A 24,254-nucleotide genomic window follows, 5' to 3' on the forward strand; every position below is an offset into this window, starting at 1 on the left:
AAATTCCTCCGCGACAAGCTTCCGTCAAGATTTCGGCGGAGTATTATTGCCATTTCAGTGATTTCACCCGCTAGTTCTTCATTCCGGCAATATTGCCGATGCGGAGTTCAGTCCTTTTTGATGCATCGTCAAAACAAGGGTCGCACTGCTACAAAATTAGTTTTATAATCCTTCGGGTTAATGTCATTGAAATGAAGATATTGGTATCGAGAATATCCTTTTCAGCAGGCAGTAAGCAGGACTCCAGATTCTGGAACAATGAGACTCAGCCGACATTGTTTCTACTCCAGCTTTAAGAACCGGACGTCGCGGAATTTATATAAATATCCTGTTTAAATTGCGGACTACCTTCTACCCATGTTGACTAGCATCAGCGTAATCAGCTATACCGCGGCCGCTTTGGCATATCTGGTCCTGTTTGGGCTATCGCTGACCAGCTGGCGCGGCCGTACGCCGGGGAAATTGCTGGCGCTTGCCTGCCTGACTTCTGCGCTTTGGTCGGGCGCGGTTGCCTACTATGCCGCTCATGGATACCAGTCCACGCTCGGCTCGGATCTCCTGGAAGTTCTGCGTAATGGAATCTGGACTTTTTTCCTGCTGACCCTGCTGGGTCCTTTCCGCCAAGTCGAAGGTCGATCCTTCATGAGTGTGAGACCGGTCACGGTAATTCTTGCCGGTTTCTATCTCTTTCTCCTTCTCGGCCTGGTCTATTCCTATTACAATTTCTATGCGGTTTCAGGATTTCCCCTGGGGACAATGGGCTTTCTGACCGGCATTGTCGGGCGAGTCATGATGGCGATCATCGGCATCGCTCTGGTGGAACAGATCTACAGGAATGCTCCCCCCAATGAGCGCTGGGGGATCGTGTTTCTATGCCTTGGGGTCGGCGGTGCATTTGCCTACGATTTCTACCTGTACAGTGAAGCCATGGTGTTCGGACGAGTGGACGTCGGTCTCTGGAATGCACGGGGGGTTGTCAATGTGCTTGTCGTTCCTCTCGTGGCCATCTCCGCAACGCGAGACCCGAACTGGTCGCTGAACCTTTCCATATCCCGCCAGGTCATTCTGAGTTCCACCGCATTATTTGGCGCCGGCGTGTATTTGCTGGCCATGGCCGCAACGGGTTACTACATTCGCAACTTTGGCGGAAACTGGGGAACGGTTCTGCAGGTAGCCTTTTTTTTCGGCGCATTGGTTCTGCTATTTCTGGTGTGGTTTTCCAGAAGGTTGCGTTCCTGGCTCAGGGTTTTCATCAGCAAACATTTCTTTAGCTACAACTATGACTATCGGGAGGAGTGGCTACGTTTTACCCGTACACTCTCCGATGGCCGGCATGGATTGGGCGAACGGACCATCCAGGCCGTCGCGGATTTGGTGGAAAGCCCCGGCGGAGCCCTATGGGTCAGCAAGGAATCCGGCAACTGCGAATTCCTCGTGCACTGGAACATGCCCATGGCCAGCGGGGCCGAGCCGCTGAACAGCGCCTTTTGCCATTTTCTCGAGAGCAAGCATTGGGTGATCGATTTGCAGGATTATTCTCTTCACCCGGAAAGATATGCCAAGCTGGTCATTCCTCAATGGTTGAACGCCATTCCCAAGGCGAGTCTGGTGATTCCGCTGATTCATTACGGGAGACTGTTTGGCTTTGTGGTGCTGGCCCAGCCCAGGAGCAGAATCAAGTTGAACTGGGAGGTTAACGATCTGCTCAAGATCGCCGGCTGCCAGGCTGCAAGCCATCTCGCGCAGCAGGAAGCGGATAATTCACTGTTGGTGGCGCGTCAGTTTGCCTCTTTCAATCGCATGTCCACCTTTGTGGTGCATGATCTTAAAAACCTGGTAACCCAACTGGCGCTGCTGCTTTCCAATGCCGATGCACACAAGAGCAAACCGGAATTCCAGAAAGATATGGTCGAGACGCTGGAACATTCCGTTAATAAAATGACGGGGCTCCTTGAGAAGATAAACGAGTGCTCCCTGAAATTGAGAAGCGGCGAGCCCATGAATGAGGAACACACCTCACTTCCCATGGACAAGTTGTTGCAGCATGCCGTAGTGGCTCACTCTGCTTCCAAGCCGAAGCCAGCTCTCGAAATACTGGATGGCACTCTGGAGGTCCATGCTAACTGGACACGCCTCGAGCGGGTGATCGGGCATCTCATCCAGAATGCCATCGAAGCCACCCCCAAAGACGGACAGGTGCTGGTTCGTTTGTCCAGGCAAGAAGACACCGCGATCATCGAGGTCAAAGATACCGGGCATGGCATGAGCGAGGAGTTCATCCGGGAGCGATTGTTCAAGCCTTTTGACTCCACCAAGGCGGCGGGCATGGGGATAGGCGTATTTGAAATCCGTGAGTATGTACGCGAACTGGAAGGCCAGCTTGAGGTCGCCAGTCAGCCGTCAAACGGCACCACTTTTCGCGTGATCCTGCCGCTCCATTTCCAGGATCAGACTGTTGCACAACCCGCATAGCGACTCAAGAGGTAACCGGTGAGCGAAGATAAAAAAAAGCTGCTTATTGTCGAAGATGATCCTGGCCTGCAGAAACAGTTGCGCTGGAGCTTTGATGCGTATGAAGTGTTGGTGGCAGGGGACCGAGAAAGCGCGCTGGCGCTGATTCGGCGTCATGAGCCGGCGGTGGTCACCATGGACCTGGGGCTTCCTCCTGATCCCGATGGCGCCTCGGAGGGCTTTGCCACCCTCGAACAGATACTGGTGCTCGCGCCGGAAACCAAGGTGATCGTCCTCACCGGCCAGCATGATCATACCAATGCGGTGAAGGCTATCAGCATGGGTGCTTATGATTTCAATCAAAAACCTTTTGATCCCGAGATGCTGGGCCTGATTATCAAAAGGGCCTTCTACCTGCACGCTCTGCAGCAGGACAACCATCGGATGCATCAATCCACCGTTGAGTCCCCCCTGTCTGGCATTATCAGCAGGGATCCCGGCATGGCCAAGGTATGCCGCAACGTGGAGAAAGTGGCGCCATCGAATGCCACGGTCATGATGTTGGGCGAGAGCGGTACGGGCAAGGAAGTGCTGGTGAAAGCCCTGCACCAATTGAGTACGCGGCACGAGAAACGCCTGATGGCAATTAACTGTGCAGCGATCCCCGAGCACCTCCTGGAAAGCGAGTTGTTTGGCTACGAAAAAGGCGCCTTTACCGGGGCCGCCAAGCAGACTTTGGGGAAAATCGAGTGCGCCGACGGAGGTACATTCTTCCTTGATGAAGTGGGTGACTTGCCTATGCCATTGCAGGCGAAACTTTTGCGTTTCCTGCAGGAAAGGGTGATAGAAAGAGTGGGCGGGCGCACAGAGATTCCCGTGGATGTCCGCATCGTCTGTGCGACGCACCAGAAGCTGAAGGAACTGATCGAGATGGGGCGTTTCCGGGAAGACCTCTATTATCGCTTGAGTGAGATTGTGGTCATGATTCCCCCGTTACGGGATCGGATGGGTGATCCCACGATGCTGGCGCATCATTTCAAAAACAAATTCAGCACCCAGAATGGGCGAACCGCTATGACTTTCAGCACGGAGGCGCTGGTCGCGATAGCCAACTATGATTGGCCAGGCAACGTGCGGGAAATGGAAAACTGCGTCAAGCGCGCCGTCATCATGGCGGATGCCACCCAGATTACTGCGGAGGATCTTGGGTTGCCGAGTGACCTAGGTGCCCCAATCAACCTGCGCCAAGTGCGTGAAGAGGCTGAATACAAGGCGTTGGTTAAGGTGATGGCGAGTGCGGATGGCAATATTGTCAAAGCAGCTGAATTGCTGGGCGTCAGTCGTCCCACCCTGTATGACCTGATGAACCGTCATGGGCTGAAGCAAGGTTAATGGCATTAATGTGGGGGTAAAGGTTGATGCCATCTGGGATGGCTCGCAGGATTATGGGTGGCTTTGTGTTACTAACCACATATTAATGCTGAGGTGATTCAACCCACTATTCACTGCCCGGTGTATTGCTGATTTTAGCCAGTTCATCCAGCGCGCGCGGATGGTCTGGAATTCGTTCCAGGACTTTCTGGCAGCATGTTTTTGCTTCCTCAAGGTTGTTGCGACTGCGATGGATTCTGGCAAGGCCAAGTAGCGCATAGGGATCGAATCCGACTTGCAGACTGCGCTGGAAATGGTGCTGTGCTTCCTCAATGTTACCCGTATTGAACAGTGCATCGCCGGCACGGGTATTGATGCGCTGGTTGTCGGGGTCCTTTTCCAGTGCCTTGGCCCACCACAAACTCCCTTCGGTGTGATCTTCCTGGCCGCGCGAGCAATTGGCCAGACCGTATAAAGCGACTGGATTCTCAGGGTCGATGTCGAGCGCGGATTTGAAATAACGCGCTGCCTGCGCGTAGTTCGCCAACTGCTGATGAAGTTCGCCCGCCATCAGTAACGCTTTAAGGTGCGAGGCATCAAGGGAAAGCAGCTGCTCGAAGCAGGACAGGGCTTTGGTATTTTCCCCGATCTTGTAATACAGCAACCCCACACCCAGCAGTGCTGCCTTGTCCTGGGCACCATGCTGTAGCGCCTTGTTGCAATAAATTTCCGCCTCGACCGTGTTGTTCAACTTCATGTAGGAATCCGCCAGACGCGCCATTACCTGTGCGTCACCGCGGCTACCCTCAAGATAGCGCAGCCAGTAAGGAATGGCCTTCTCCGGATGTTCCTGCCCGCGATAGGCGTCCCCTATTCCTCTCAGGGCGAATTTGTTGACTGGGTCCTGTGCCAGCGCTTTGTCGTAATAGCTGATTGCGTCCGCAAATTTTCTGAGCGCAGAGTAAAGATTGCCCAGGCCAACCAGCACATACTTGTTGTGATTGTCGAGCGCAAGCGCGTCACGAAAATGCTTCTCGGCTTCCCAGAACATTCTTTTGCGTAGCAGATCGTACCCGCGCTTGGAGAGTTCAACGATTGATTGGTTAGTGTTAGGCATCATTTTCTGTTGACCGTGTTTATGCGGGTACTAGGTCGATTATAAGGCGTTGCGGCTGAAATATGCACATTCTGTCCGGATGTGTTGCAGGCTGGAATGAAAAACCCCGCTCTGCGGCGGGGTTGGAACAAGTGAAACACTGTTATTGTTATTACGCGGCGCGCTGCCTCCTGGCGAATCCAGCCAGACCGAGCAAACCTGAGCCAAGCAGCCAGAGTGCTGCAGGTACGGGTACAGGGGTTGGAACAGCAGTAATTCTTGCATAAAGCGGTATTTGGCTCGCAGTCAAGGTATCTGGAACGATCAAGGTCGAGTAGGTATTGTTATCGCTTGCTTTATAAAAACCAAGAAGTTCAAACGAGTACGCTTGTTCGCCAAGGAAGAATTGTGTACTGCCAACTGGACTAAATGTAAGCGTGTCCTTGTAAGATGTTTGAATGTCGTTGGTGCCGGGACCCTGGGCAATGCCGAAGTTGTAATTAAAATTAACTGCGGAGTACCCTGCCAGCGAAAGCTGCAGGCTCAGGCTTACGTTGGCGATATTGGTTACGCCGGCAATTGCGTTATTGGCATGGGTTAGCCAGCCAATCGCAAAAGCTGAGCCTGGAGTAACAGGCGCAGTATTGGCATTGTTCTGAAAAACAAGACTTTTTTGGCCGCTGGTAGTAAGTGGAGCCCCCCAGTAAACGGCAGAATAATTGCTATTTGTGACGGATGTAATGTACTGAGGATCAGAGTAAGAATAGTCCGTTTGCGTCCATGTTCCGCTGGCATTCTGGAATGTATACGCTGCATGGGCCATCCCTGAAAATACTAGCAGAGCGAGAGATGCCAGTCCGGTAATTAGCCGAAGCCCTTTGAAGATTGGTGTAAAGTTAAGGTGGTTTGACATGGTGTGCTCCAAATAAATTTTTACGCCCCGTTTTGGGGGAGTGTCGACCCTGATCTCATTTTCTTGCTTGTTTGGCTGCATTTGGCTGTTACCGCGCCAGCCCCGTCAAAGGTGGCGGAGGTAGTGGTGCGATCACTAGTGGGGGCGGAGATGGCGGAGCAACAACATTGGTTGCCGTCAACACCTCAAAAGTAATATAGGGTGTCACCGGTATGGGTGTTGGTGTCGGTGGGATTGGAACGGGGAAATCCATCGTTGCCAAGGCAAGAGGCGCCGGACCTGCGGCAGGCTGTACCATCATCTTCCATGGGCCAAAATCTTCCGGCGAATCCTGCGCAATGGTCGTATTCCCATAGGAAATGACATCGAACCATTCGCTTTTATCTGCCTGTGCTCCCGTGGAAACTCCCAGAGCGAGCACCATGCTGAGTGAAATGGTGTATCTTTTGGTGTTCACGATTTTTTCTTTCTCGGTTATGTTCTGTGCAAAATCTGAAATTGTTAACTATTAGTAATGTACAAAGCACTAAACATGCCACATGGTGTACATATTAATAATATCAAAGTGTTGCGTGAAAGTTTCTGGTGCAAATAGAAGGGGATGGGCAAGAAGTGTAAAGTTTTTCGACAAATTTACGTCGTTTTATTCAAGTGACTTATGGCTGAGATTGTCGAAGCCCGTTCACCCTTCGACGAGAATTTCGGGAGGAACGGGCTGAATCAAGCAGTGCTGCTTTATTGAAGTGCTGACTTGGCGGCAGTGCGCTTTTCTTAATCGAAGGTGCGGCTCAAGGTTAGGCTTGTCATATCTCGATCGTAGTTGTAGTAGGAGATGTTCGAATCATTCCGATAAGCAGTAAAGCTACCTGTGATCCGCCAGTCTTTCAACATTTCTTCCTTGAAATCATGGTGAAATCCCAGTTCATAAGTTTTGAGAGTGTCCTTTTGGTTCTGAGTAAGTAGTGGCACGTTCGGGTTCAGGGCATCCCATTTCGTGTCGCGCTGAATGTATCGGCCATACACAGAGCCGTTTTCCCAGGTTACAGCGCTCGCTCCGACAAAAAACTCCGTGCCGTCGTTGCTGTAATAGTTCCGGTCTGCGGCTTCATGGAAAAACCGTATTCCGGCTTGCGCCGCGACTTTGTTGTCATGATAGACGTGCCCTAAATAGGCGCCCATGGCGGTGTAATTGCTATCTTTCCCGATGTCGCCGCTACGTGCGAATTCCCGTTTTTGCGCGAGCAAATCCCACGTGAGTTCGCTGTTACCCAGTTGCCAGGTAACGCTGGGGAGAATGGAGACATATCGTGCAAGAGGTGCGCTCCCATACTGGTAGTGGTCGAGGCTGACGTTGACATTGGCCCGCCACTTGTTGAGTGCAAACCAGGCTGGTCCGGTGCTCAATGTGATAACTTCCAGGTTAGAAGCGTGTTCGCTGAAATTCTCTTTCGCGTAGAAATTTGCGCGGCTCTGCCAGAGAAAACGAGCGGCCGATTCGCCAATCTTGACGGGCGTTGGCGACTGGTAGGTGTGGCTGATGCCGGCGGATAGGGTCGCTGCCGTGTCGGCGCGTGCAGCCTCCGAGGGTGAAAGGTTGGTGGCTTGCGCGATCGCGCCCGAAGGCCCCGCGTTTACATTGGAGTCGTGCATGAGGCCAGCGGAAAGAGAATATTCCCAGACTTTACGTTTTAATAAGGCCTCTTGATCGCCCTTGAGTTGTGCCAGGAAAGTCAGAACGGAAAGTCTGACGTTATCCGGGAGGTCCGGTTTGCGGAGAACGGCTTCGGCTTGTTCTTTAGCCGCTTCGTAATTCAGTGCCTTGTAATAGGTGAGAGCCAGTTCAAGGCGAACCCGATCAAGTTCGGGGCGCAGGTTCAGGATTGTCTGCAAAGATTCGATGGCGGCAAACAGGTGGCCTTGCTCCCGCTGGTACAAGCCTTCCTTAAAAAGATGGTCCACTTTCTCCTTGTCGCCCTCTGCGGCAAAGGAAACAGACCCGCCTGCCATCGTCGCGAGTCCGACACAAAGCAGTAGCATTATTTTTGGTTTTTGCATGATATTAGCCTTCAAGGTGTTTCTTTCTTTTTAAAATTAGGCTGCGCGACAGGTGAATTTCGCGTGATCATACTACGGTTTTATTTTTTTATGATGTAAAGATTTTCGACAATTATATTGAGCTTGGCTGCGTTTTCAAATCCCCTCATTCTCCCTTTGTTAAAGGGGGAGGAAGATGGCGTCACCTTGGGCGGTTCACGGGTTTATCGGCGCCTTTGAGGTGCTCACCCAATAATTCAGCGCGATCATCGCACGAATTTATGAAACATACGAGCTAGTGATAATCGTCTTCTCGTTGGTGGCGAACTGCCAGGATGGTCACTGTCTCATTGTCGTCGATCTCGAACAGGGCGACATATCCAGCTGAGCCGAAGGGAATCAGCAGTTCACGCAGAAACGGGTTGTCGGGAATGGCTTTGCGGCATGTAAAAGGGAAGTCTCTTAACAGCTCGATGCTTTTGCCAATTGCATCACGTGCTCGACCTGCGGCCTGCCGGTCACTCTCCAGAATGAAGCCATATAGCCGCCGCAAATCCTCCCTCGCAGCCTTGGTGTAGCGAACTCGATAGCTCACGTACTGGCCTTGGCCTCTGCATGGGCACGCATGTCGTCCAGCTCGCGCAGGACATCCTCGGCAGCGAAGTATTCGCCGGTTCTTTGCGCTTCGTCACGTGAAGCCAAGCCGCGGGCAATGAAGGCCTGTTGAGCCAGTCGACGTTCAATGCTGGCTCGTATAGATTGCTCTACAAAGCTCGACAGGCTCTCGCCATTCTGCAAAACACTTTCGGCAGCCAGCCGCAGTTCAGGCTCGACGCGAAGTGATGGGATCGTAGCATTTTTCATGACAAATTCCTTTGCGTTGCATTTGCGATTCAGTGTATCTCGTTCCAGTCATGATGGCAAATAACGTCGTCGCACTGGGGGTTTACCTCACTGAATTACTACGGCAAAGCCTGGGGCTTAATTTAGGTGAGCGCCTCGAAGGCGCCGATAAACCCGTGAATTACCCAAGGTGACGCCATCTTCCTCCCCCTTTAACAAAGAGGGAAAGAGGGCGATTTAAAAACGCCGGACTCGCAAAGGCCAAACCTTTATTTAAGTACCCCGGTTGAACAAGGTTCACCCAGCTGAATTAACTCCCAATCAGAAATAAATCGGCTTTCTGGTCTTTGTCGAGAAATTTAACGAGTGACTTTTTAAGACATGCCAATATGTAGCGAATTTAAGTACTCCTGAGTTATCATTTCCTTATAAGAATAATTGATGTTTTTTGATTTTCTTTATACCTGTAATAGTCATGGTTATTGAGTGAAATTTGTCGATAAACTTTACATATTCATGGCTGGATATCAACATCATTTTCCGTATAATCATTGAAAAATATGAAACAAGTGGCACGGGAACAAACCTTGCTTATAAATTTTGTGATTTAACTGTGGCGATGGATTTAAGCGGCCTGTCAGGTTCGTTTGTAGTAGTGTAGCAATGGTTCAAGAGCATTTAATTAAACTAAAAACTGGGGGAGACACAAATTGAATACCTGGATGAAAAAAGTTCTGATGGCGTTTGCAATGCTGGCCTGGGCACCGTTTGCATTGGCGCTTACGCCTTATATCAAGGCAGACAGCGTAACCGCGGGTGACGTCAATGCCGTCATGGCCCAGGTCGAGAAAAAATTGCAGGCAGGTGGCTTTACCGTGGTTGGCAAATATCAACCCCAAGGTATTGCGGGTAATGGCGTGGTCATCGTCACCGATAAGGCCATCCTGGATACCATAGCCAAGATTGGTGGCGATACCATCGTCGGCGCCGGCATCCGCGTAGGCGTCAAGGCCGACGGTACCGTTTCCTACATGAACCCGGAATATTGGTACCGTGCCTACTTCCGCAGCAATTACGACGCCAACGAGGCCGCGGTGAAAGGCCTGGAAGCTCGCCTGAAAACCGCTATCGGCGCCGGCGCAGCGTTCGGCGGCGATGTGAAAGCCGACGGTCTGGCCAAATATCATTATATGTTCGGCATGGAATACTTCGAGGACAACCGCGACCTGGCAACCGCAGGCAGCTTCGAAAAAGCAGTTGAAATCGTTCATGCCAACCTTGCCAAGGGCGCTGGCAGCACCGCCAAGGTTTATGAAGTTGTGATGGCCGACAAGAAAATCGCCGTATTCGGCGTCGCCATGAACGACCCAAAAACGGGTGAGGGCGTATGGGTCAACAAAATCGACGGTGCCGAGCACATTGCTGCTTTACCTTACGAAATTTTTGTTGTCGGTGACAAGATCATGGGATTCTTTGGCCGCTATCGTATCGCCCTGTCCTATCCGGCGCTGAAAATGACCAGCTTCGGCAAGATTATGGCTACCCCGGGTGCTATCAGGTCTACCCTGAAGACGGTGGCGGGTGCTGAGTAAAAGATTTCAACATTCCCTCCCCTTGGCAGGGCCAGGGTGGGGGTTGAAAGTTTCGCGAGTGAATGAGCGAGAGTGATGGGGCGGTGGGAAGCCGCCCCCCATTATTTTGCTTAATTGATGGCAGGATGACAAAAAATAATGACGTTTCAGGAGGAAGCATGAGTATCAAGTCCAATCGTTTGTTGGCTGCCGCTATTGTTGGTTTACTGTCGGGTTCAACAAGCGCTTTCGCCACCAACGGCTCTTTTATGATCGGTTCAGGCGCCGGCTCGATTGGCATGGGCGGGGTAGGGGTGACCTCGCCGCAGGATTCGATGTGCGTGGGTGGCAACCCCGCCTGCCTGGGCGAGTTCATTCAGCCCCAGTTCGATATTGGCGCGGGTTTGTTTCGGCCGGTCAGAGCTGCGGGGACAACTGTTATGGCGGGTAGTGGTGAATATGTGGATAGTGAAGTTAACCTGTATCTATTGCCGTCCATGGGGTTTGTCTGGCCTTTCAACGATCAGTTGACAGTCGGATTTGCCGCTTTGCCTGCCGGTGGAGGCGGAGTTACATTTGCTCCGGGTTCTGGACTTAAGGCGGGTGAACCTGCTGGTAATAACTTTTTCTCCGCTGAAAATTATCTGGGTACGGATCTCGTCCAGTTGATTATTCCGATTACGGCTGCATACAAGGTCAATGAAACGAATACCGTGGGTGCTTCGATTATTCCGGCGCGTCAACGCTTTCTTGCGCAGGGCATATCTACTTTCAAGCCTTTTTCCGCGAGTCCTGACTATTTGACGAACAATGGACATGATTTTGCCAATGGCCTGGGTGCGCGGATAGGCTGGATGGGGTATTACTTCGACAGACGCGTTACCCTGGGAGCGACCTATGCCACCAAGGTGTACATGCAGAAATTCGAGCATTACAGGGGCTTGTTTGCCGAGCGGGGAAGTTTTGATATTCCTTCGAATTATGCCGTCGGTATAGGCATCAAGCCTGTCGAGAACCTGACTGTTGCAGTTGATGTGGAGAAAATTCAGTACTCTGACGTTCCGGCTTTTGCCAATAGTGGGCCGGATAGCTCCGGCAATTTGAACGTGGGCACTACCGGTACGGCTACCGCATTGGGAGCACCTGAGGGTGCGGGCTTTGGCTGGAAAGATCAAACGGTTTACAAGCTGGGTGTGGCGTATAAACCCAATGATAACTGGACGCTCCGCGCAGGCTACAATTACGCAAAGATGCCGATTCGACAAGAGCAAGTCCTGTTCTCGGTGCTTGCGACTGCTACGTCAGAAACCCATTATACGGCGGGCTTTACCTATAGCATGGGCGAGCAGTCCATCCTGGGGTTCGGCAGCGAAGGATTGATAACATTCGCCTGGATGTACGCTCCCAATGTCAGAGTCGAAGGCAAGACAGTGGGGCCTTCCCTGGAAGCGGGTCTTGCTGGAATGCAAATGCGCCAGCAGTCATGGGACCTTGCGTATACGTTGAAGTTTTAACTTGCCCAAACTCGCCGGAATAAAATTTTTGAAGAGCTTACGCGTTCAGCCTGACGCTCGGGGTTGCGCCAAATGGCGTAACCGCTGTGCCAAGCCGCTGAAGGTCAGTCAGTATTTAGGAGAAGTAGTATGAAAAAGATATTTACCAGCCTGTGCGCTGTTGTGCTGCTCGGTAGCGGCATGGCTCAAGCAATGGGACCGGACATAGTCAATGGTAGTGCAACCAACAACTTCACCATGCTCTCCCCCGCCAATAGCACAATTGGGGGCTCTACCGACGTAACCTTCACCTGGGACGGCACCTACCGCACCACGGTGGTGACTGACGGAACCTGGAACGCAACACTGGCCTCGCCAACACCCTTCTTTGGCTTTGCATGGACTGCGCACCATGTCAATATCTATGCGCCGGGTACCTATGTATTCAATGCCGGCTGCGCTGCCGGCAACGCTTCATGCGGAACAGGTCCAAATCTCGCACTGACCGTGCCTGCAGGCAAGGTGGGCGTACACATGTTGTTCGACTGGAACACCTCCTCAAACATCGATGTGGTGTTGTTGTGGGATATGAACAAGTCCTGGGCTCAAAACGGAACATCTTCCCCGTTTTTTACTGGTACTGGGAGCGCTACAACGGCTACCGTGTGGAATGGCGTTTCACTTGACGTTGATGCAGATGGCTTCGCCGGCGCTAAAATGGTCGATGGCCCATTTGGTCTATCACCTGCCACTGCGTATAGCGCCAACTTCAACGTGAATGGCATTGCCGCAGCCACGACACCTGTTGCCGCGCCAGCCGATCTGGTGCCATCGAACTTGGCAACTGCGGTGGCGCCCAACGCGGCCACTTCCATTGCAGTCACGTTCAGCGAGGCGATGGACGTGGCTTCGGTACAGTCCGCATTTACCGTCGACGCCGGAGTCAATATCTGTACTGGGATCGTCGCTTCCAATTCGGATAAGACATTCACCTGCACGCATAATGCACTCGCGTTGAGCACGATCCACATTGCGACAATATCGACAGGTGCGAAAAGTGCGAAGGGTATTCCATTGGCCTCGGCAGTGACCTGGTCGTTTACCACCCATTTCGCCAACGATGTCGTGGCGCCGATAATCTCTGGCGCGCTGACGCCAGTAAATGGGGCTGTAAACACTTTGAATACACAACCCATTGCCATTACGTTCTCCGAGCCAATGGCGGGTTCTACTGCAACTGCGATGACAGTGGCAGCGAACGGCGTTGCAGTGACCGGGGTGTTTCAGGCTTCGAACAGCAACCAGACGTTTACCTTTGTTCCAACCGCAGGAGTCTTGCCGAATAGCAGTACCATCGTGGTGACAGTACCGGCTGCCGGCGCCGTGGCTGACGGTGCGGGCAATCCGCTGGCCGCTAGTCCTGCTTGGAGTTTCACCACTGAGGTGCCGGCTTCACTGGTGGCGAGTGGGGCCACTCTCTCTGTTACGGGCGGGAACATGGTTTCGACCGAGCCACTTAGCGCTGCAAGCGCTCAGAGCACGGCGGCCGGATTTGGCAAGTCCCCGCCCTCAGGCGTCACCTTCAATAACGGCTTCGTGAAGTACAAGGTGAACGGGGTGGCGTCGGGCGGCGCAGCAACGATCAGGATCGTGTTTCCGAGGACAATCACCGGCAAGGCTTTCTATAAGTTCAAGCAGTCAACTGGTGACTATATTTTGCTTACGGTTGGTGGTGGGCCAAACCAGTATCTAGAAGTGAATGCCACAACTATTGATCTTAACGTGGTGGACGGTGGATCGTTGGATGATGATGGTGCGGCGAATACCATCATTGTCGACCCAGTGGGTGACGCTGATGTGGTTGTCGGTGCGACCGCTTCAACCTTGGGAGTCTCTGGTGGTGGCGGTGGTTGCGCCGTCGATCCATCCGGCAAGGATGCCAGCTTGCTGGTTGCATTGCTTGCAAGCCTGGGTTATGTCGGTTGGCGTCGCCGTCGTAGCTAGTGCTGGCTGTTGAGTAATTTGAGACGCCCGTCATAGAGGGTGATTCAGATCGCTAACAAACCCCACCTTTTTCGGAAGATGGGGTTTTGTTTTTTTAATCGGGGGTTCAAAGATGGGGAATTGCCGAATCGCGGGGTAATTGCAGCAACTCCCACCCCCGTAATGAACTGACCGTAGCAAGCCTTCTGGCAACGTTCAGCCTATCAGCTGACAAGACTCGCGCCAGCAGGTGAGCCTTTCTGCATGCTCCGACACACCGCAGCCAGCAGAAGTTTTGCTATTACCCCGTCCCGGCCAAATGAATTCCCGGACATCTGCAAAACTGTGCTTCACGGTCACTGAATTGCGCTAGGCGTACACCCGCACCATCCGAATCAGTTATTGACGCTGGGTCACGAAAGGTCCGTATTTGCAGGAATCCTTTCTGTAAAAGTTTGCTATGCTGAATGTATTGTATACATAACTTTACCACCCAGAAGGAGCTGGCATGCACAAATCCAAATCAGGAAGATCGCTGTTTGTCGTTGCCGTACTGTTGGTCAGCTGCAGTGGTACCCAAGCTGCGACTCTTTCAGCCGGCACGTATAACATGTTCATCAAGACTTGGGCCAATTCAACCACTGCACTCAAGTCTGGTTTTTCTTATGGTTCTGCTTGTACTAGTCCTTTTTGTGGTCTGACTGACAATGGTGCCCTGGTGCGTGGCCTAGGTTCGTCGATTGGAGGGGATGGATACGCCGGCATAATCAACATCACCGTAAACGGATCGGGTGATTTCGGGGTGAATTCATTCAGCATGGATGCCTATCCATCCGTTGGCGGTGATTTAACAACTTGGGCAAATAGTGTTGCCGGCATGGGGGGCAACATTGATGCGGGCGGCAATATTACCTTCAATCTGACCGGCCGCGTGGGAGTGATGAACTTTTTTCCTGCGTTTGACAATGGCGGCCTGGGAACAGCGTTTTACGCCGACAATGCAGCCGGAATTCCTGGTTACACGGGAACAGGCCTGAATGTCCCTTTCACCACGGGAACGTCCTGCAACCTGAACAATGTCACAGGGGCGACAGATACGTGTCTCACTGGCCAGGGACTGGATAACAGTGGCAACGCCGTGCTGGTGTCTTTGGGTAATGTCGGCTCTGATTGGGGCTATTTTGAGACGACAAGTTTTGCTGAAATTTTTAGCGTGCATATTCAGGCAGTGCCGGTTCCGGCCTCGGCATGGCTCTTCAGCTCAGGGATACTGGGCTTATTTGGTGTGGCGCGTCGTAAACACCCTAAAAAATACAACAATCTTTAATAACCGTTTGCGCCAACTCCCCGGAAATTCCTTCTATATGCCGGTACATGGGTGTTGTGCAGTTCGCGCCAAACGCCTGCAGGCGTCCTGACAAGGTGCTGAAATCGTTGAGCGGTCAGATTGTTTGCGGCTTGTCGAAAAACATTACAGATTGTTTCGGCAGGCAAAAGCGGGGGTCATGGTTTGTGTGCATTTCAGTAACCTGCTGTATTGTAATTATAAATAATAAGATAACGAGTGTTGCATCGTAGAGTAGATGTCGTGGCTGCGGCTGGTAGAGATTTCAAGTATGCAGACTTGTCGGAAGTTTTTACAGATTCAGTATATTAGTAACTAATGACACGCCCACTGGAATTTCATAACATCATGAAATAAATGAAATAACAATAAAAATAACGAGCTGGCACACTGCTTGCTTATGTTGTTACGGCAAGTGGCGAGTTGGTAGCTTTGAACTAGAAGCGGTTAGTCAAAACGGAACTGTTCTTAGCGATGCAATGCAATGTCGCCACTTAAAGTTGAACCATGCATTTATGTTGTTTACACCAAACCAAACTGGAGAATGAATAATGAAAAAATTAATCTTGGCAACTGCTCTGACCCTGGCTTTCGGTTCCGCTCAATCCGCTACCCTGGTTGCAGGCAATAACTACACGCTGAACGTCAACACCGGCACCAGCTGCTTCACCTTCGGCAATTGCACGGCTGTTCCTACTTCTGCCTTCGTTGACAACAATGGCGATGCAATGACTTTGGGAATTGGTTCTTCCGTTGCCGGTGATGGCAAGGCCGGGTTCATGAATATCAGCACCACCTCCGATGGTATGGGCGGCGTGAACTTTACCGTTTCTTCCTACAACATGGACTCCTACCTGGGCACCGCTGGTGGCGTGTTCAGCACCCGCGCAGTGAACACTGCGGGCATGGGCGGCAACATCGACTGGCAGGGCAACATGTCCTTTAACCTGAACGGCCGTACCGGTATCGCCCAGTTCTTCACCGGTTCCATCGGTGAGCAGCTGTGGAACGTCGGTGCCACCTTTACCTCCGGTAGCCAGACCAATGCCGTCGGCACCCTGACGGGTTCGGCGCTGAGCATGGGCGGTAATGTGAAAGCTGTGAGCGCCTCCAATGTTGGTGCACCTTGGCTGTTCTTCGCAGGCACTCCTTACACCGAAGTGTTCGACATGCAGATCGTCGGTGGTCCAATTGTTCAAGGTGTAGCTCCTTCCGCTGTGCCGGTTCCTGCTGCTGCCTGGTTGCTCGGCTCGGGCCTGCTCGGTCTGGTCGGTGTTGCGCGTCGCCGCAAGGTCGCCTAAGAGCTGTGTCTGGATGAGGGCGCTATGACGTTGGCCCTTGTCTAAGTGCTTTGAAAAAGGCGGATATCATCACTGATATCTGCCTTTTTTATTATCAGGCCTTGGTTTATCGTGGTGCTAAGAGCTATTAAATTTAAAATCTGGAGGAGCATGTTCATGCGACATTTAACGATATCAACGATAAGCCCCCTGCTGATTTTGCTGGTCAGCACCAACGCGCTTGCGGCTACGCCCACAGATTGGGTCACGACGTATGATCCCGCCTTTTACAGCGGCACAGGCGGCACGGTTACATTTAATGACTGGGGTTATAAAGGGCCGACTGGGGTAGGCGCCAATGACTTTGTGGTCACCTCGCCCGTTACCGGCATCACCGGGTTTGATTCCAGCCGAGTCGGCCAGAGGCAAGAAGTTCTTACCCTGGACCCGGATTGGAAAACGCGCGATGCCGCAATCACTAGCACTATGGCCGAATTTGGGCCTACCACAGTACGTCCCAATACCAGTCAGGATGCCCAGGTGAACTTTTTTCACTGGACGTATACCACCGTTGGAGGCAGCACCTTCAATAACATGCAGATCGATAAGGCGGGCAATTATCAGGTCGCAAAAAATGACATGAATTTTCAATTTTACGACACTTTTAACTACCATGACACAACGGGTGCCGCTAACAATTCGACCATTATTGATAGCAACATCAATTTCAAACCCTACGCCTCCTCTGATGCCACCGGGTGGTGCGGGTCCGTACTGACCGGACCGAATGCCCTGGAGGTCATGGCGGGTCAAGTGAAGTTCGACTTGTCCATGGATGTGTACATGGGTAACGCCAGGCAGTCGCTCGCGGGGGGGATCACGCAAATCATACCCGACTTCGTGATGCGCAGTTACGGCAGCTATGTCGTAAACCTTGACAGAGACCAGTACTACACGGGTAGCGCGGTGATGAACAACAATAATCCCGAGATCAACCCACTGGATGCCAACGGCGAAGTGTCGGGCGCGGCCCTGGATGCCGCTTACAAGAACCGGGTATCTTTCCTGGGGGCTGGCCTGATACCGAAGGGCGTGTGGCTCAAGGCGAATTCTTACCTCTCGCCCGGTGTTAAAAATCTTAATGCGGATGGAACCTGGAATTACACCATTGCAGGTAAGGATACCCAACAGCTTTGTGACCCCTATAATTCGGCACTAAGCGCCAGCCCGGAGGCCGGGGCGGTATGTTATGGGAATTTCTTCGCCGGTTATGCTTTCCTCATGCGCGCCGATGGGCAGCGCACGCTGACCTATGTTGATCCAACCGGCCATTCAGACTATGCCATCGCCTCCCTGGCAGCCGTACCGGTTCCTGCAGCCGCCTGGTTGCTGGGTTCGGGCTTGATCGGTCTGCTGGGCATGGCGCGCCGCCGCATGCCAAGTTGAGTTAAAGGTACCAGCGGCATCGAGGTAATCGGTGCCGTTGCTCCCTTGATGTTGAATTCCGCGAATGTCAAATCAATATCCCCGGTAACTGCTTTTCCTTTCTGTTATTCGAGCAATGCGTGGGTGATCAATCTATCATCAAAGATGCATTCTACTTTCAGGAGGGATTGATGAAAATTACGGCTATGGTTCTTGCGCTCGTTGGTTCATTCTCTCTGGGTGCCGCTCAGGCGGCATTTCTCCAGCCCGGTTCCTCTGGAACGATCACGGTAACCAGTGGTTGCCACGCATTTGGCGAGTCATGCACTGTTAACGGAATCGGTAGTGACGACTTCACCGATAACGACAGTATGGCTTCCACCAATGGGATCGGCAGCGCGGTTGCCGGCGACGGCAGGATAGGATGGATGGATTTCACGGTAGGGGCGGAAGGCAACACGATTCATTTGACCAGTTTCCATATGGATACCTACAAGTACACCGCTATGGGTGACTTCAATACGCGCATGGTGGATACCACGAATGCGGTTGGTGTTATCGACAATAGTGGCAACATGACCCTGAATCTGGAGGGGCGAACTGGCATCGGACAATTTACTGCTTACTCTCTTGGTGAGCAGGCGTGGAACCTCGACTCTCATGGCGCATGGGCAACATATTGTCCGGGCACAGGAGCATATACTCCTTTCACCACGGGAAATTCTACTGCAGCATATTGTTTCGATGGGTCTCCTTCGGTCAATGTGACTGGCAGCGCTTTAAGTGCTGCGGGTGCAGGTGCATGGACTGGCAGGATCGTGTCTGCTGGTAACATGGGTAGTAATTGGGGCGGCTTCGATGGTGCTGCGTATAGTGAAATTTTCAATATCACAGTGACGGGTGTTGAAGCTACCACGGTACCTGTTCCGGCTGCTGCCTGGTTGTTTGCTTCTGGCCTGTTGGGGCTGATTAGTTTGGGACGCAAGCAGGTTGTCTAACGCAATTTCAATATGTAAATTAGGGAAGTGCTGATTTTTTCGTCGTACCGGCGAAAGCACGACGTCCGCTGCGCTCTATATTTATTTATAGATTTCGACTTTTGTGGGAATGACGACTAGTCAATTTATTAGCACGTCATTAGAGTAAAAAATATCGGGAGCATTATAATTGTTGCATACCAATCCAACCGCCAATTCAATGGATGAATTGATTGCACAAGCCGAGAGATTACGCACGGCAGGTCGGTTTTAAGAATCGGAATTCGCATTCCGTAGCGTATTGCAATTTGATGATAAAAACTTTGCTGCCTGGCAAGGGTTGTCTCGGCTAGCTCAGCAGGTCGATCGCATGGATGAAGCAGTCAACAGCCTGAGTCGCGCCTATGCGATCAGTCCCTCTGCTGGCCTGGAATCGAAGCTCACAAAACTCACCAGGAAGTTCGGCGCAAAGGAACGGTCGCGTGTGTATCGGCAAATAGCGCTTTAGCAGGCGGATCTGGGCAATGTCTTCGCGGCTTTTGGTTCAATCCGGAAGTCGTTAAGGAACGATCCGAAAAATACCGAATCGTGGTTTTATTTCAGCCGATTTCTGCAGGACGTTCGTTTTACATCAAAGGTCGATGCGGCGCTCCGTGCGGATTTGACCAACGCGCTGATATCAGGCGGTTCGGACAAACCGTATATGGTTCATGCCGTGATAAGCGCCTTGACGCAGGAGCGGTTGTTCGGCGAACTGTACCAGCGCATGACGCTTGATGCGCCAGAGGTGTCCTTCGACAACATTGATCTTTCAATATTGAATGATCGGCTCTTGGTTGGCCTGCTGCGTGGCGCTCTCGTTACCGATCGGCAGATGGAGTTGCTGTTGACTGCGTTGCGCAGACATTTGCTGGGGAAGATGGTTGAGTCCATCGGCATGGGTTCATCTGCCGGACTCGGGTGCGATGAGTTCCTCGCCGCACTTGCCACCCAATGTTTCGATAACGAATACATTTTCAGCATAACCGATCAGGAGTTGTCGTGGCTGAAGATATTGGTCGATCAGGTTGAAGGGATTGCTGCCGAGACTGTGCTGGGCGCTTGGCTTGCGATGATTGGCGCATATATGCCATTGTGTCGGTTGCGTGATGTCGCGGATTTTTCAGAACGGCGCTGGTCGATGCCTTGGGATTCGCTCATTGGATTGCAGATTCGCGATCTGATGATGGAGGATTCGATAAAGAAAACGCTGGGTGTTATTGCCGAAGTTCGCGAGGGAGTATCTGAAACCGTCCGGAAGCAGTATGAGGAAAATCCCTTTCCGCGTTGGGTTGATCTTCCCGGAGTTGCCCGGGAGGACTCTCTGCAGGCCTATGTTCGAGGATTGTTTCCCGCGGCCACGTTTGCGATTGGTGGGCAAAATGCGCCTGATATCCTGGTTGCTGGTTGCGGCACCGGATTGATACCGGCGCTGTTTGCTCGCCAGTTTCCGAAGGCGCGCATTCTGGCGATGGACCTGAGCCGCTCGAGTCTGGCGTATGGAAAACGCAAAGCCGATCAACTTGGACTGAATGGTATCGAGTTTTTGCAAGGGGATATTCTGGCTTTGGGTGGTCTGGGGCGCAGGTTCGACTTAATAAACTGTTTCGGCGTATTGCATCATACGGCGGATATTGTCGAGAGTTGGCGGGTGCTATGTGGCTTGCTGAAACCTGATGGGCTGATGCAAATAGGCCTGTACAGCAAGATTGCCCGGCAAAGTGTTGCGGTGGTAAGGAGCTATATTGCCGCTAGGGATTATCCATCCACGCTCAAAGGTCTGCGCAAATGCTGGCAGGATCTGATGCTCTCCGATGACCCACAATTGAAGCCGATTGTGAATTCCTGGTCGTTCTACAGTGCGAGCAATTTCCGCGATCTGGCCTTTCATGTACATGAGATATATATAACCATTCCCCAACTCAAGCAGATGCTTGATGAGTTGGATCTGGATTTTATCGGTTTTGAGCTTGATTACCCGGAGTCGAAATCACTTTATCGTATCGAGTATCCCGACGATCCTGAGATGACATCGCTAGGTAATTGGGAGATATTCGAAAACCGGCACCCTATTACCTTTGAGAACTGCTACAAGTTCTGGGTTCGTCGGAACGTGTGACCGAGGTGCTATGGTGGCGCGGTCACTGACAACTGCAGAAAACTCGGCGAACGTTATGGAACCACCGGATTAATGAAAGATAGACCCGATCTTCGATCCAGAAACACAGACCACTGCGTGCGAATCCGTGTAATGGTTGTCACCATTTCCCCTCATCAGCGTGTCAATTGTTGCTTTATGCTGGCCCCGTCGTGTTAGTTATCCGGCTTGTTGTTGTAGGAACTTCAGCACTGAGCTCGGGGTAAGCGCTATGCTCAATAGCGATTCCCATAAATACCCATATGCGGTATCCTTTTCGGATATGTCCGTAATCCCCGATTTTCAGCGAATACTGCGTCAATTTATCCATGCGCGATGGGCTACGTTGTTATCGGGTGGATTGGTCGTTCTGTTGTGTTGGCTGCTGGCGCAATGGACGTGGCTGGTGCTGACCCCGAAAGCCAAGCGGATGTCTGCCGATGCTGCGCTACTGTCTGCTCCGGTGGCGGCTGGTGCGGTTTTTTCCTCTCATCTCTTCGGCCGCGCGTCGGGTGAAAGTAGCGCGCCTGAATCGCAACCTGCAACGTTTTCCAACCTGAAACTGCATGGGGTTTTTGCGGCGATCGGCTCTTTGCCGGCCTTCGCCATTCTGAGCGTGGACGGTAAGCCGGATCAGCCGGTGAAAGGGGGTATGGAGATTGCCCCTGGTGTGGTGCTGGTGGCTGTTTATCCCGATTACGTGGAAGTGCGTCGCAAGGGGGTGGTCGAGCGGCTCAACCTGGAATCCAGAGCAGCCGGGTCTGGCGGTATTTCCAAAGTTGAAGGTTTCAGGTTGAATGTTCAGTCGCGTTCACCAGGCAGTTATAGCTTTTCCAGAAACGAGTTGAATCAGGCGTTGCAGGATCCAAAGCAGCTGATGAATTTGGGGGAATTTGTTGCGCGACCGGGTGGAGGCGGGATGCTTGTCGCATACGCGCCGCGGGGCAGTCTGGCGGAAAAGCTGGGTTTGCAGCAGAACGATGTGGTTGTTCAACTGAACAATCGGCCTGTGGCCAGCAATCAGGATATTGGTCGGTTCTATCAGCAAATGCAGCAGTCGGGACAGGTCAGGCTCAACGGCGTGCGCGGCGGCAAGGCCTTAACGTTAACTTATTCAATTCAATAAGAATTCAAAAAGAGTAGTGGGGGGAAATATGAGTAAAGCGCTTTGCCGGGCCTGGTTGGTCATGGGTGCCGTGTTGTGCGGGTTGGGGATGGTGTCTGCGCATGCCGAGGAGGAGCAGGTTACTCTGAACTTCGTGAACGCCGATATCGAATCGGTGGTTAAGGCAGTCGGGGTGATCACCGGCAAGAATTTTGTGATTGATCCGCGGGTGAAGGGCACGGTGAATATCGTTTCCTCGAAGCCGGTTCCCCGCAGCCTGACTTACCAGATTCTGCTTTCGGCGTTGCGCTTGCAGGGATTTTCGGCAGTGGAGGGGTCGGGTGTAGTGAAGATTGTCCCCGAGGCGGATGCCAAACAGAATTTCAGCATTACGACGGGGAAATCGCTGGCGGTTAGCGGCGACAGGATCGTTACCCAGGTTTACCCGCTCCAGTACGAGTCGGCAGCCCAGCTGGTGCCGGTATTGCGCCCGCTGATCGGCCCAAACAATACGATTTCCGCTTATCCCAATACCAATACGCTGGTGATCACGGATTATGCGGATAATATAAAGCGTATTAATAAAATCATCGATTCGATCGACCAGCCCAGCAATGGCGAGTTGGTCGTCATCAAGCTGAAATATGCGTCGGCGCTGGATTTGGCGCAGCAGCTCAGCCGTTTGCTGGTGGAGGGTTTGGCCACGGCGCCTGGAGCGCCGGGTGCGGTCACGGGCGAACCCGGATTGCGGTTTATGGTTACCCCGGATGTTCGCACCAACAGCCTGCTCATTCGCTCCGATAATCCTGCTCAGATAACCCGTGTGCGCAGCTTGGTCACGCAAATGGATACGCCGTCCAGCGACTCTGGGAATATGCATGTGGTGTACTTACGCAACGCCGAAGCGAGCAAGCTGGCGGAAACCCTGCGCGCGATTCTTTCCGGCGAAGTCAGGAGCGCCCAGACTGCCGTGGCCGGTCAGCCGCCTGTCGCAGGAGGGGCGCAAGCGCCTGCCGGGGCTGGAATCGTTCAGGCTGACCCTTCAACCAATTCGCTGATCATTACCGCGCCGGAAAATATTTATAACTCATTGCGTGCAGTCATCGACAAGCTGGATGCGCGTCGTGCTCAGGTGTTTGTCGAGGCGTTGATCGCTGAAGTGACCCTGGACAAGGCGGCGGAGTTCGGTATTCAGTGGCAGTCTCCGCTTAGCAGCGATAGTGCCAACCGCGCCGTGGTGGGTGGGGTTAATTTTGGCTCGGGCGGTTCGAATATTGTCAACCTGGCTACGGGGTCGGCGCTGCCTGCGACGGGCTTCAATCTGGGATTGCTGCGCCGGATTACCGTTGGCGGCAAGGAAATTGCGGGGCTGACCGCCTTGGCACGCGCGCTCCAATCGGACGTGAACGCGAATATTCTTTCCACGCCCAACTTGCTGACCATGGATAACGAGGAAGCCAAGATCGTTATCGGTAAAAACGTTCCCTTTATCACCGGAAGTTATGCCCAGGCGGCTGCCGTTACGGGCGGGTCGGTTTCGGTCAATCCATTCCAGACCATCGAGCGCAAGGATGTGGGCCTGACCTTGAAGGTCAAGCCGCAAGTGGCTGAAGGAGGTACGGTCAAGCTGCAGATTTTGCAGGAAGTGTCCAGTATTCAGGATACGACCAACCAGGCCGGCATTATTACCAACAAGCGTTCCATTGAGTCGACAGTGCTGGTGGATGATGGGGAAATCATCGTGCTGGGCGGCCTGATTCAGGACGATGTGCAGGATGGCGTCGACAAGGTACCCGGGTTGGGCGATATCCCGATTCTGGGCAGCCTGTTCAGGTACGAAAAGCGCAAGCATGTCAAAACCAACCTGATGGTTTTCCTGCGGCCAGTGGTATTGCGTAATTCTGTTGCCTCCGAGTCATTGACTGGCGACCGTTACGACTATATTCGCAATGTTCAGAGCAAGACCCAGATGGGGTCGCATTTGCTTCTGCCGGATATTGTCGCGCCTCAGTTGCCGGAATTGAAGAAGAAAAAGGAAGAAGCCGGTAAGGTGAATGATGCGAAGGAAATGGTGGCTCCTCCTAAGCAGGCTGATGTGGTTCCTTCACCCTGACGGAAGGACAGAATGGTGGTAGGTCGGTTCGCCGACTTAGCCCATTTCCACTCACCCCTTTGAAGGGGATGGGTCCTT

18 protein-coding genes are annotated in these 24,254 nt (G+C 52.5%); 12 read left to right on the top strand and 6 right to left on the bottom strand.

The features are described 5' to 3' along the window. Positions 1 to 357: 357 nt before the first annotated feature. A complete protein-coding gene (gene prsK / locus SCD_RS06435; RefSeq protein ID WP_009205922.1) occupies positions 358 to 2,472 on the top strand; it encodes an XrtA/PEP-CTERM system histidine kinase PrsK in 2,115 nt (704 codons plus the stop codon). 18 nt (positions 2,473 to 2,490) lie between these two features. Beyond that, positions 2,491 to 3,843 carry a PEP-CTERM-box response regulator transcription factor gene (prsR, locus tag SCD_RS06440; protein ID WP_009205921.1) on the top strand — a complete coding sequence of 451 codons (1,353 nt, stop codon included), beginning with the start codon at positions 2,491 to 2,493 and terminating at the stop codon, positions 3,841 to 3,843. A 106-nt stretch (positions 3,844 to 3,949) separates the two neighbouring features. On the opposite strand, the gene SCD_RS06445 is transcribed toward prsR, so the two are convergent. The 6 genes from SCD_RS06445 to SCD_RS06465 all read right to left on the bottom strand — a co-directional run bounded on the left by SCD_RS06445 (position 3,950) and on the right by SCD_RS06465 (position 8,729). Further along, positions 3,950 to 4,942 (bottom strand): tetratricopeptide repeat protein, encoded by a 993-nt coding sequence (locus tag SCD_RS06445; protein ID WP_084607457.1) that lies wholly within the window; start codon positions 4,940 to 4,942, stop codon positions 3,950 to 3,952. 148 nt (positions 4,943 to 5,090) lie between these two features. After that, entirely contained in the window at positions 5,091 to 5,912 is an 822-nt protein-coding gene (locus SCD_RS06450; protein ID WP_041673361.1) for a choice-of-anchor K domain-containing protein, read from the bottom strand. 7 nt (positions 5,913 to 5,919) lie between these two features. Continuing rightward, positions 5,920 to 6,288 (bottom strand): hypothetical protein, encoded by a 369-nt coding sequence (locus SCD_RS16375; protein WP_009205918.1) that lies wholly within the window; start codon positions 6,286 to 6,288, stop codon positions 5,920 to 5,922. Positions 6,289 to 6,602: 314 nt separating this feature from the next. Continuing rightward, a complete protein-coding gene (locus SCD_RS06455) occupies positions 6,603 to 7,886 on the bottom strand; it encodes a tetratricopeptide repeat protein (protein WP_041673362.1) in 1,284 nt (427 codons plus the stop codon). Positions 7,887 to 8,160: 274 nt separating this feature from the next. After that, positions 8,161 to 8,460, bottom strand: coding sequence for a type II toxin-antitoxin system RelE/ParE family toxin (locus SCD_RS06460; protein ID WP_009205916.1), 300 nt, complete (start codon positions 8,458 to 8,460; stop codon positions 8,161 to 8,163). Continuing rightward, a complete protein-coding gene (locus SCD_RS06465) occupies positions 8,457 to 8,729 on the bottom strand; it encodes a YlcI/YnfO family protein (protein WP_009205915.1) in 273 nt (90 codons plus the stop codon). Before SCD_RS06465 ends, SCD_RS06460 begins: the two co-directional genes overlap by 4 nt. 701 nt (positions 8,730 to 9,430) lie before the next feature. Here SCD_RS06465 and SCD_RS06470 point away from each other — a divergent pair. The 10 genes from SCD_RS06470 to gspD all read left to right on the top strand — a co-directional run bounded on the left by SCD_RS06470 (position 9,431) and on the right by gspD (position 24,176). After that, positions 9,431 to 10,300, top strand: coding sequence for a hypothetical protein (locus SCD_RS06470; RefSeq protein WP_009205914.1), 870 nt, complete (start codon positions 9,431 to 9,433; stop codon positions 10,298 to 10,300). A 158-nt stretch (positions 10,301 to 10,458) separates the two neighbouring features. Then, complete coding sequence (locus SCD_RS06475; protein ID WP_009205913.1) at positions 10,459 to 11,793, top strand: OmpP1/FadL family transporter; 1,335 nt, start codon at positions 10,459 to 10,461, stop codon at positions 11,791 to 11,793. Between the two features lie 129 nt (positions 11,794 to 11,922). Beyond that, positions 11,923 to 13,776, top strand: coding sequence for an Ig-like domain-containing protein (locus SCD_RS06480; RefSeq protein ID WP_009205912.1), 1,854 nt, complete (start codon positions 11,923 to 11,925; stop codon positions 13,774 to 13,776). Positions 13,777 to 14,263: 487 nt separating this feature from the next. Next, positions 14,264 to 15,082: a VPLPA-CTERM sorting domain-containing protein gene (locus SCD_RS16835; RefSeq protein ID WP_009205911.1), complete on the top strand. Its 819-nt coding sequence runs from the start codon at positions 14,264 to 14,266 to the stop codon at positions 15,080 to 15,082. 569 nt (positions 15,083 to 15,651) lie between these two features. Next, positions 15,652 to 16,401, top strand: a complete 750-nt coding sequence (locus SCD_RS16385) for a VPLPA-CTERM sorting domain-containing protein (protein ID WP_009205910.1) — start codon at positions 15,652 to 15,654, stop codon at positions 16,399 to 16,401. A 156-nt stretch (positions 16,402 to 16,557) separates the two neighbouring features. Then, on the top strand, positions 16,558 to 17,826 hold the full coding sequence (locus SCD_RS06495) for a VPLPA-CTERM sorting domain-containing protein (RefSeq protein ID WP_021035814.1): 1,269 nt from the start codon (positions 16,558 to 16,560) through the stop codon (positions 17,824 to 17,826). 119 nt (positions 17,827 to 17,945) lie between these two features. Further along, complete coding sequence (locus SCD_RS06500; RefSeq protein WP_148290749.1) at positions 17,946 to 18,803, top strand: VPLPA-CTERM sorting domain-containing protein; 858 nt, start codon at positions 17,946 to 17,948, stop codon at positions 18,801 to 18,803. A 640-nt stretch (positions 18,804 to 19,443) separates the two neighbouring features. After that, positions 19,444 to 20,940, top strand: coding sequence for a class I SAM-dependent methyltransferase (locus tag SCD_RS06510; protein WP_148290750.1), 1,497 nt, complete (start codon positions 19,444 to 19,446; stop codon positions 20,938 to 20,940). Between the two features lie 391 nt (positions 20,941 to 21,331). Then, on the top strand, positions 21,332 to 22,084 hold the full coding sequence (locus SCD_RS06515) for a type II secretion system protein N (protein WP_232504437.1): 753 nt from the start codon (positions 21,332 to 21,334) through the stop codon (positions 22,082 to 22,084). Between the two features lie 28 nt (positions 22,085 to 22,112). After that, positions 22,113 to 24,176 (top strand): type II secretion system secretin GspD, encoded by a 2,064-nt coding sequence (gene gspD, locus SCD_RS06520; RefSeq protein ID WP_198408613.1) that lies wholly within the window; start codon positions 22,113 to 22,115, stop codon positions 24,174 to 24,176. The last annotated feature ends 78 nt before the right edge of the window (positions 24,177 to 24,254 follow it).

It is taken from the genome of Sulfuricella denitrificans skB26 (assembly GCF_000297055.2).
Lineage (GTDB): Bacteria > Pseudomonadota > Gammaproteobacteria > Burkholderiales > Sulfuricellaceae > Sulfuricella > Sulfuricella denitrificans.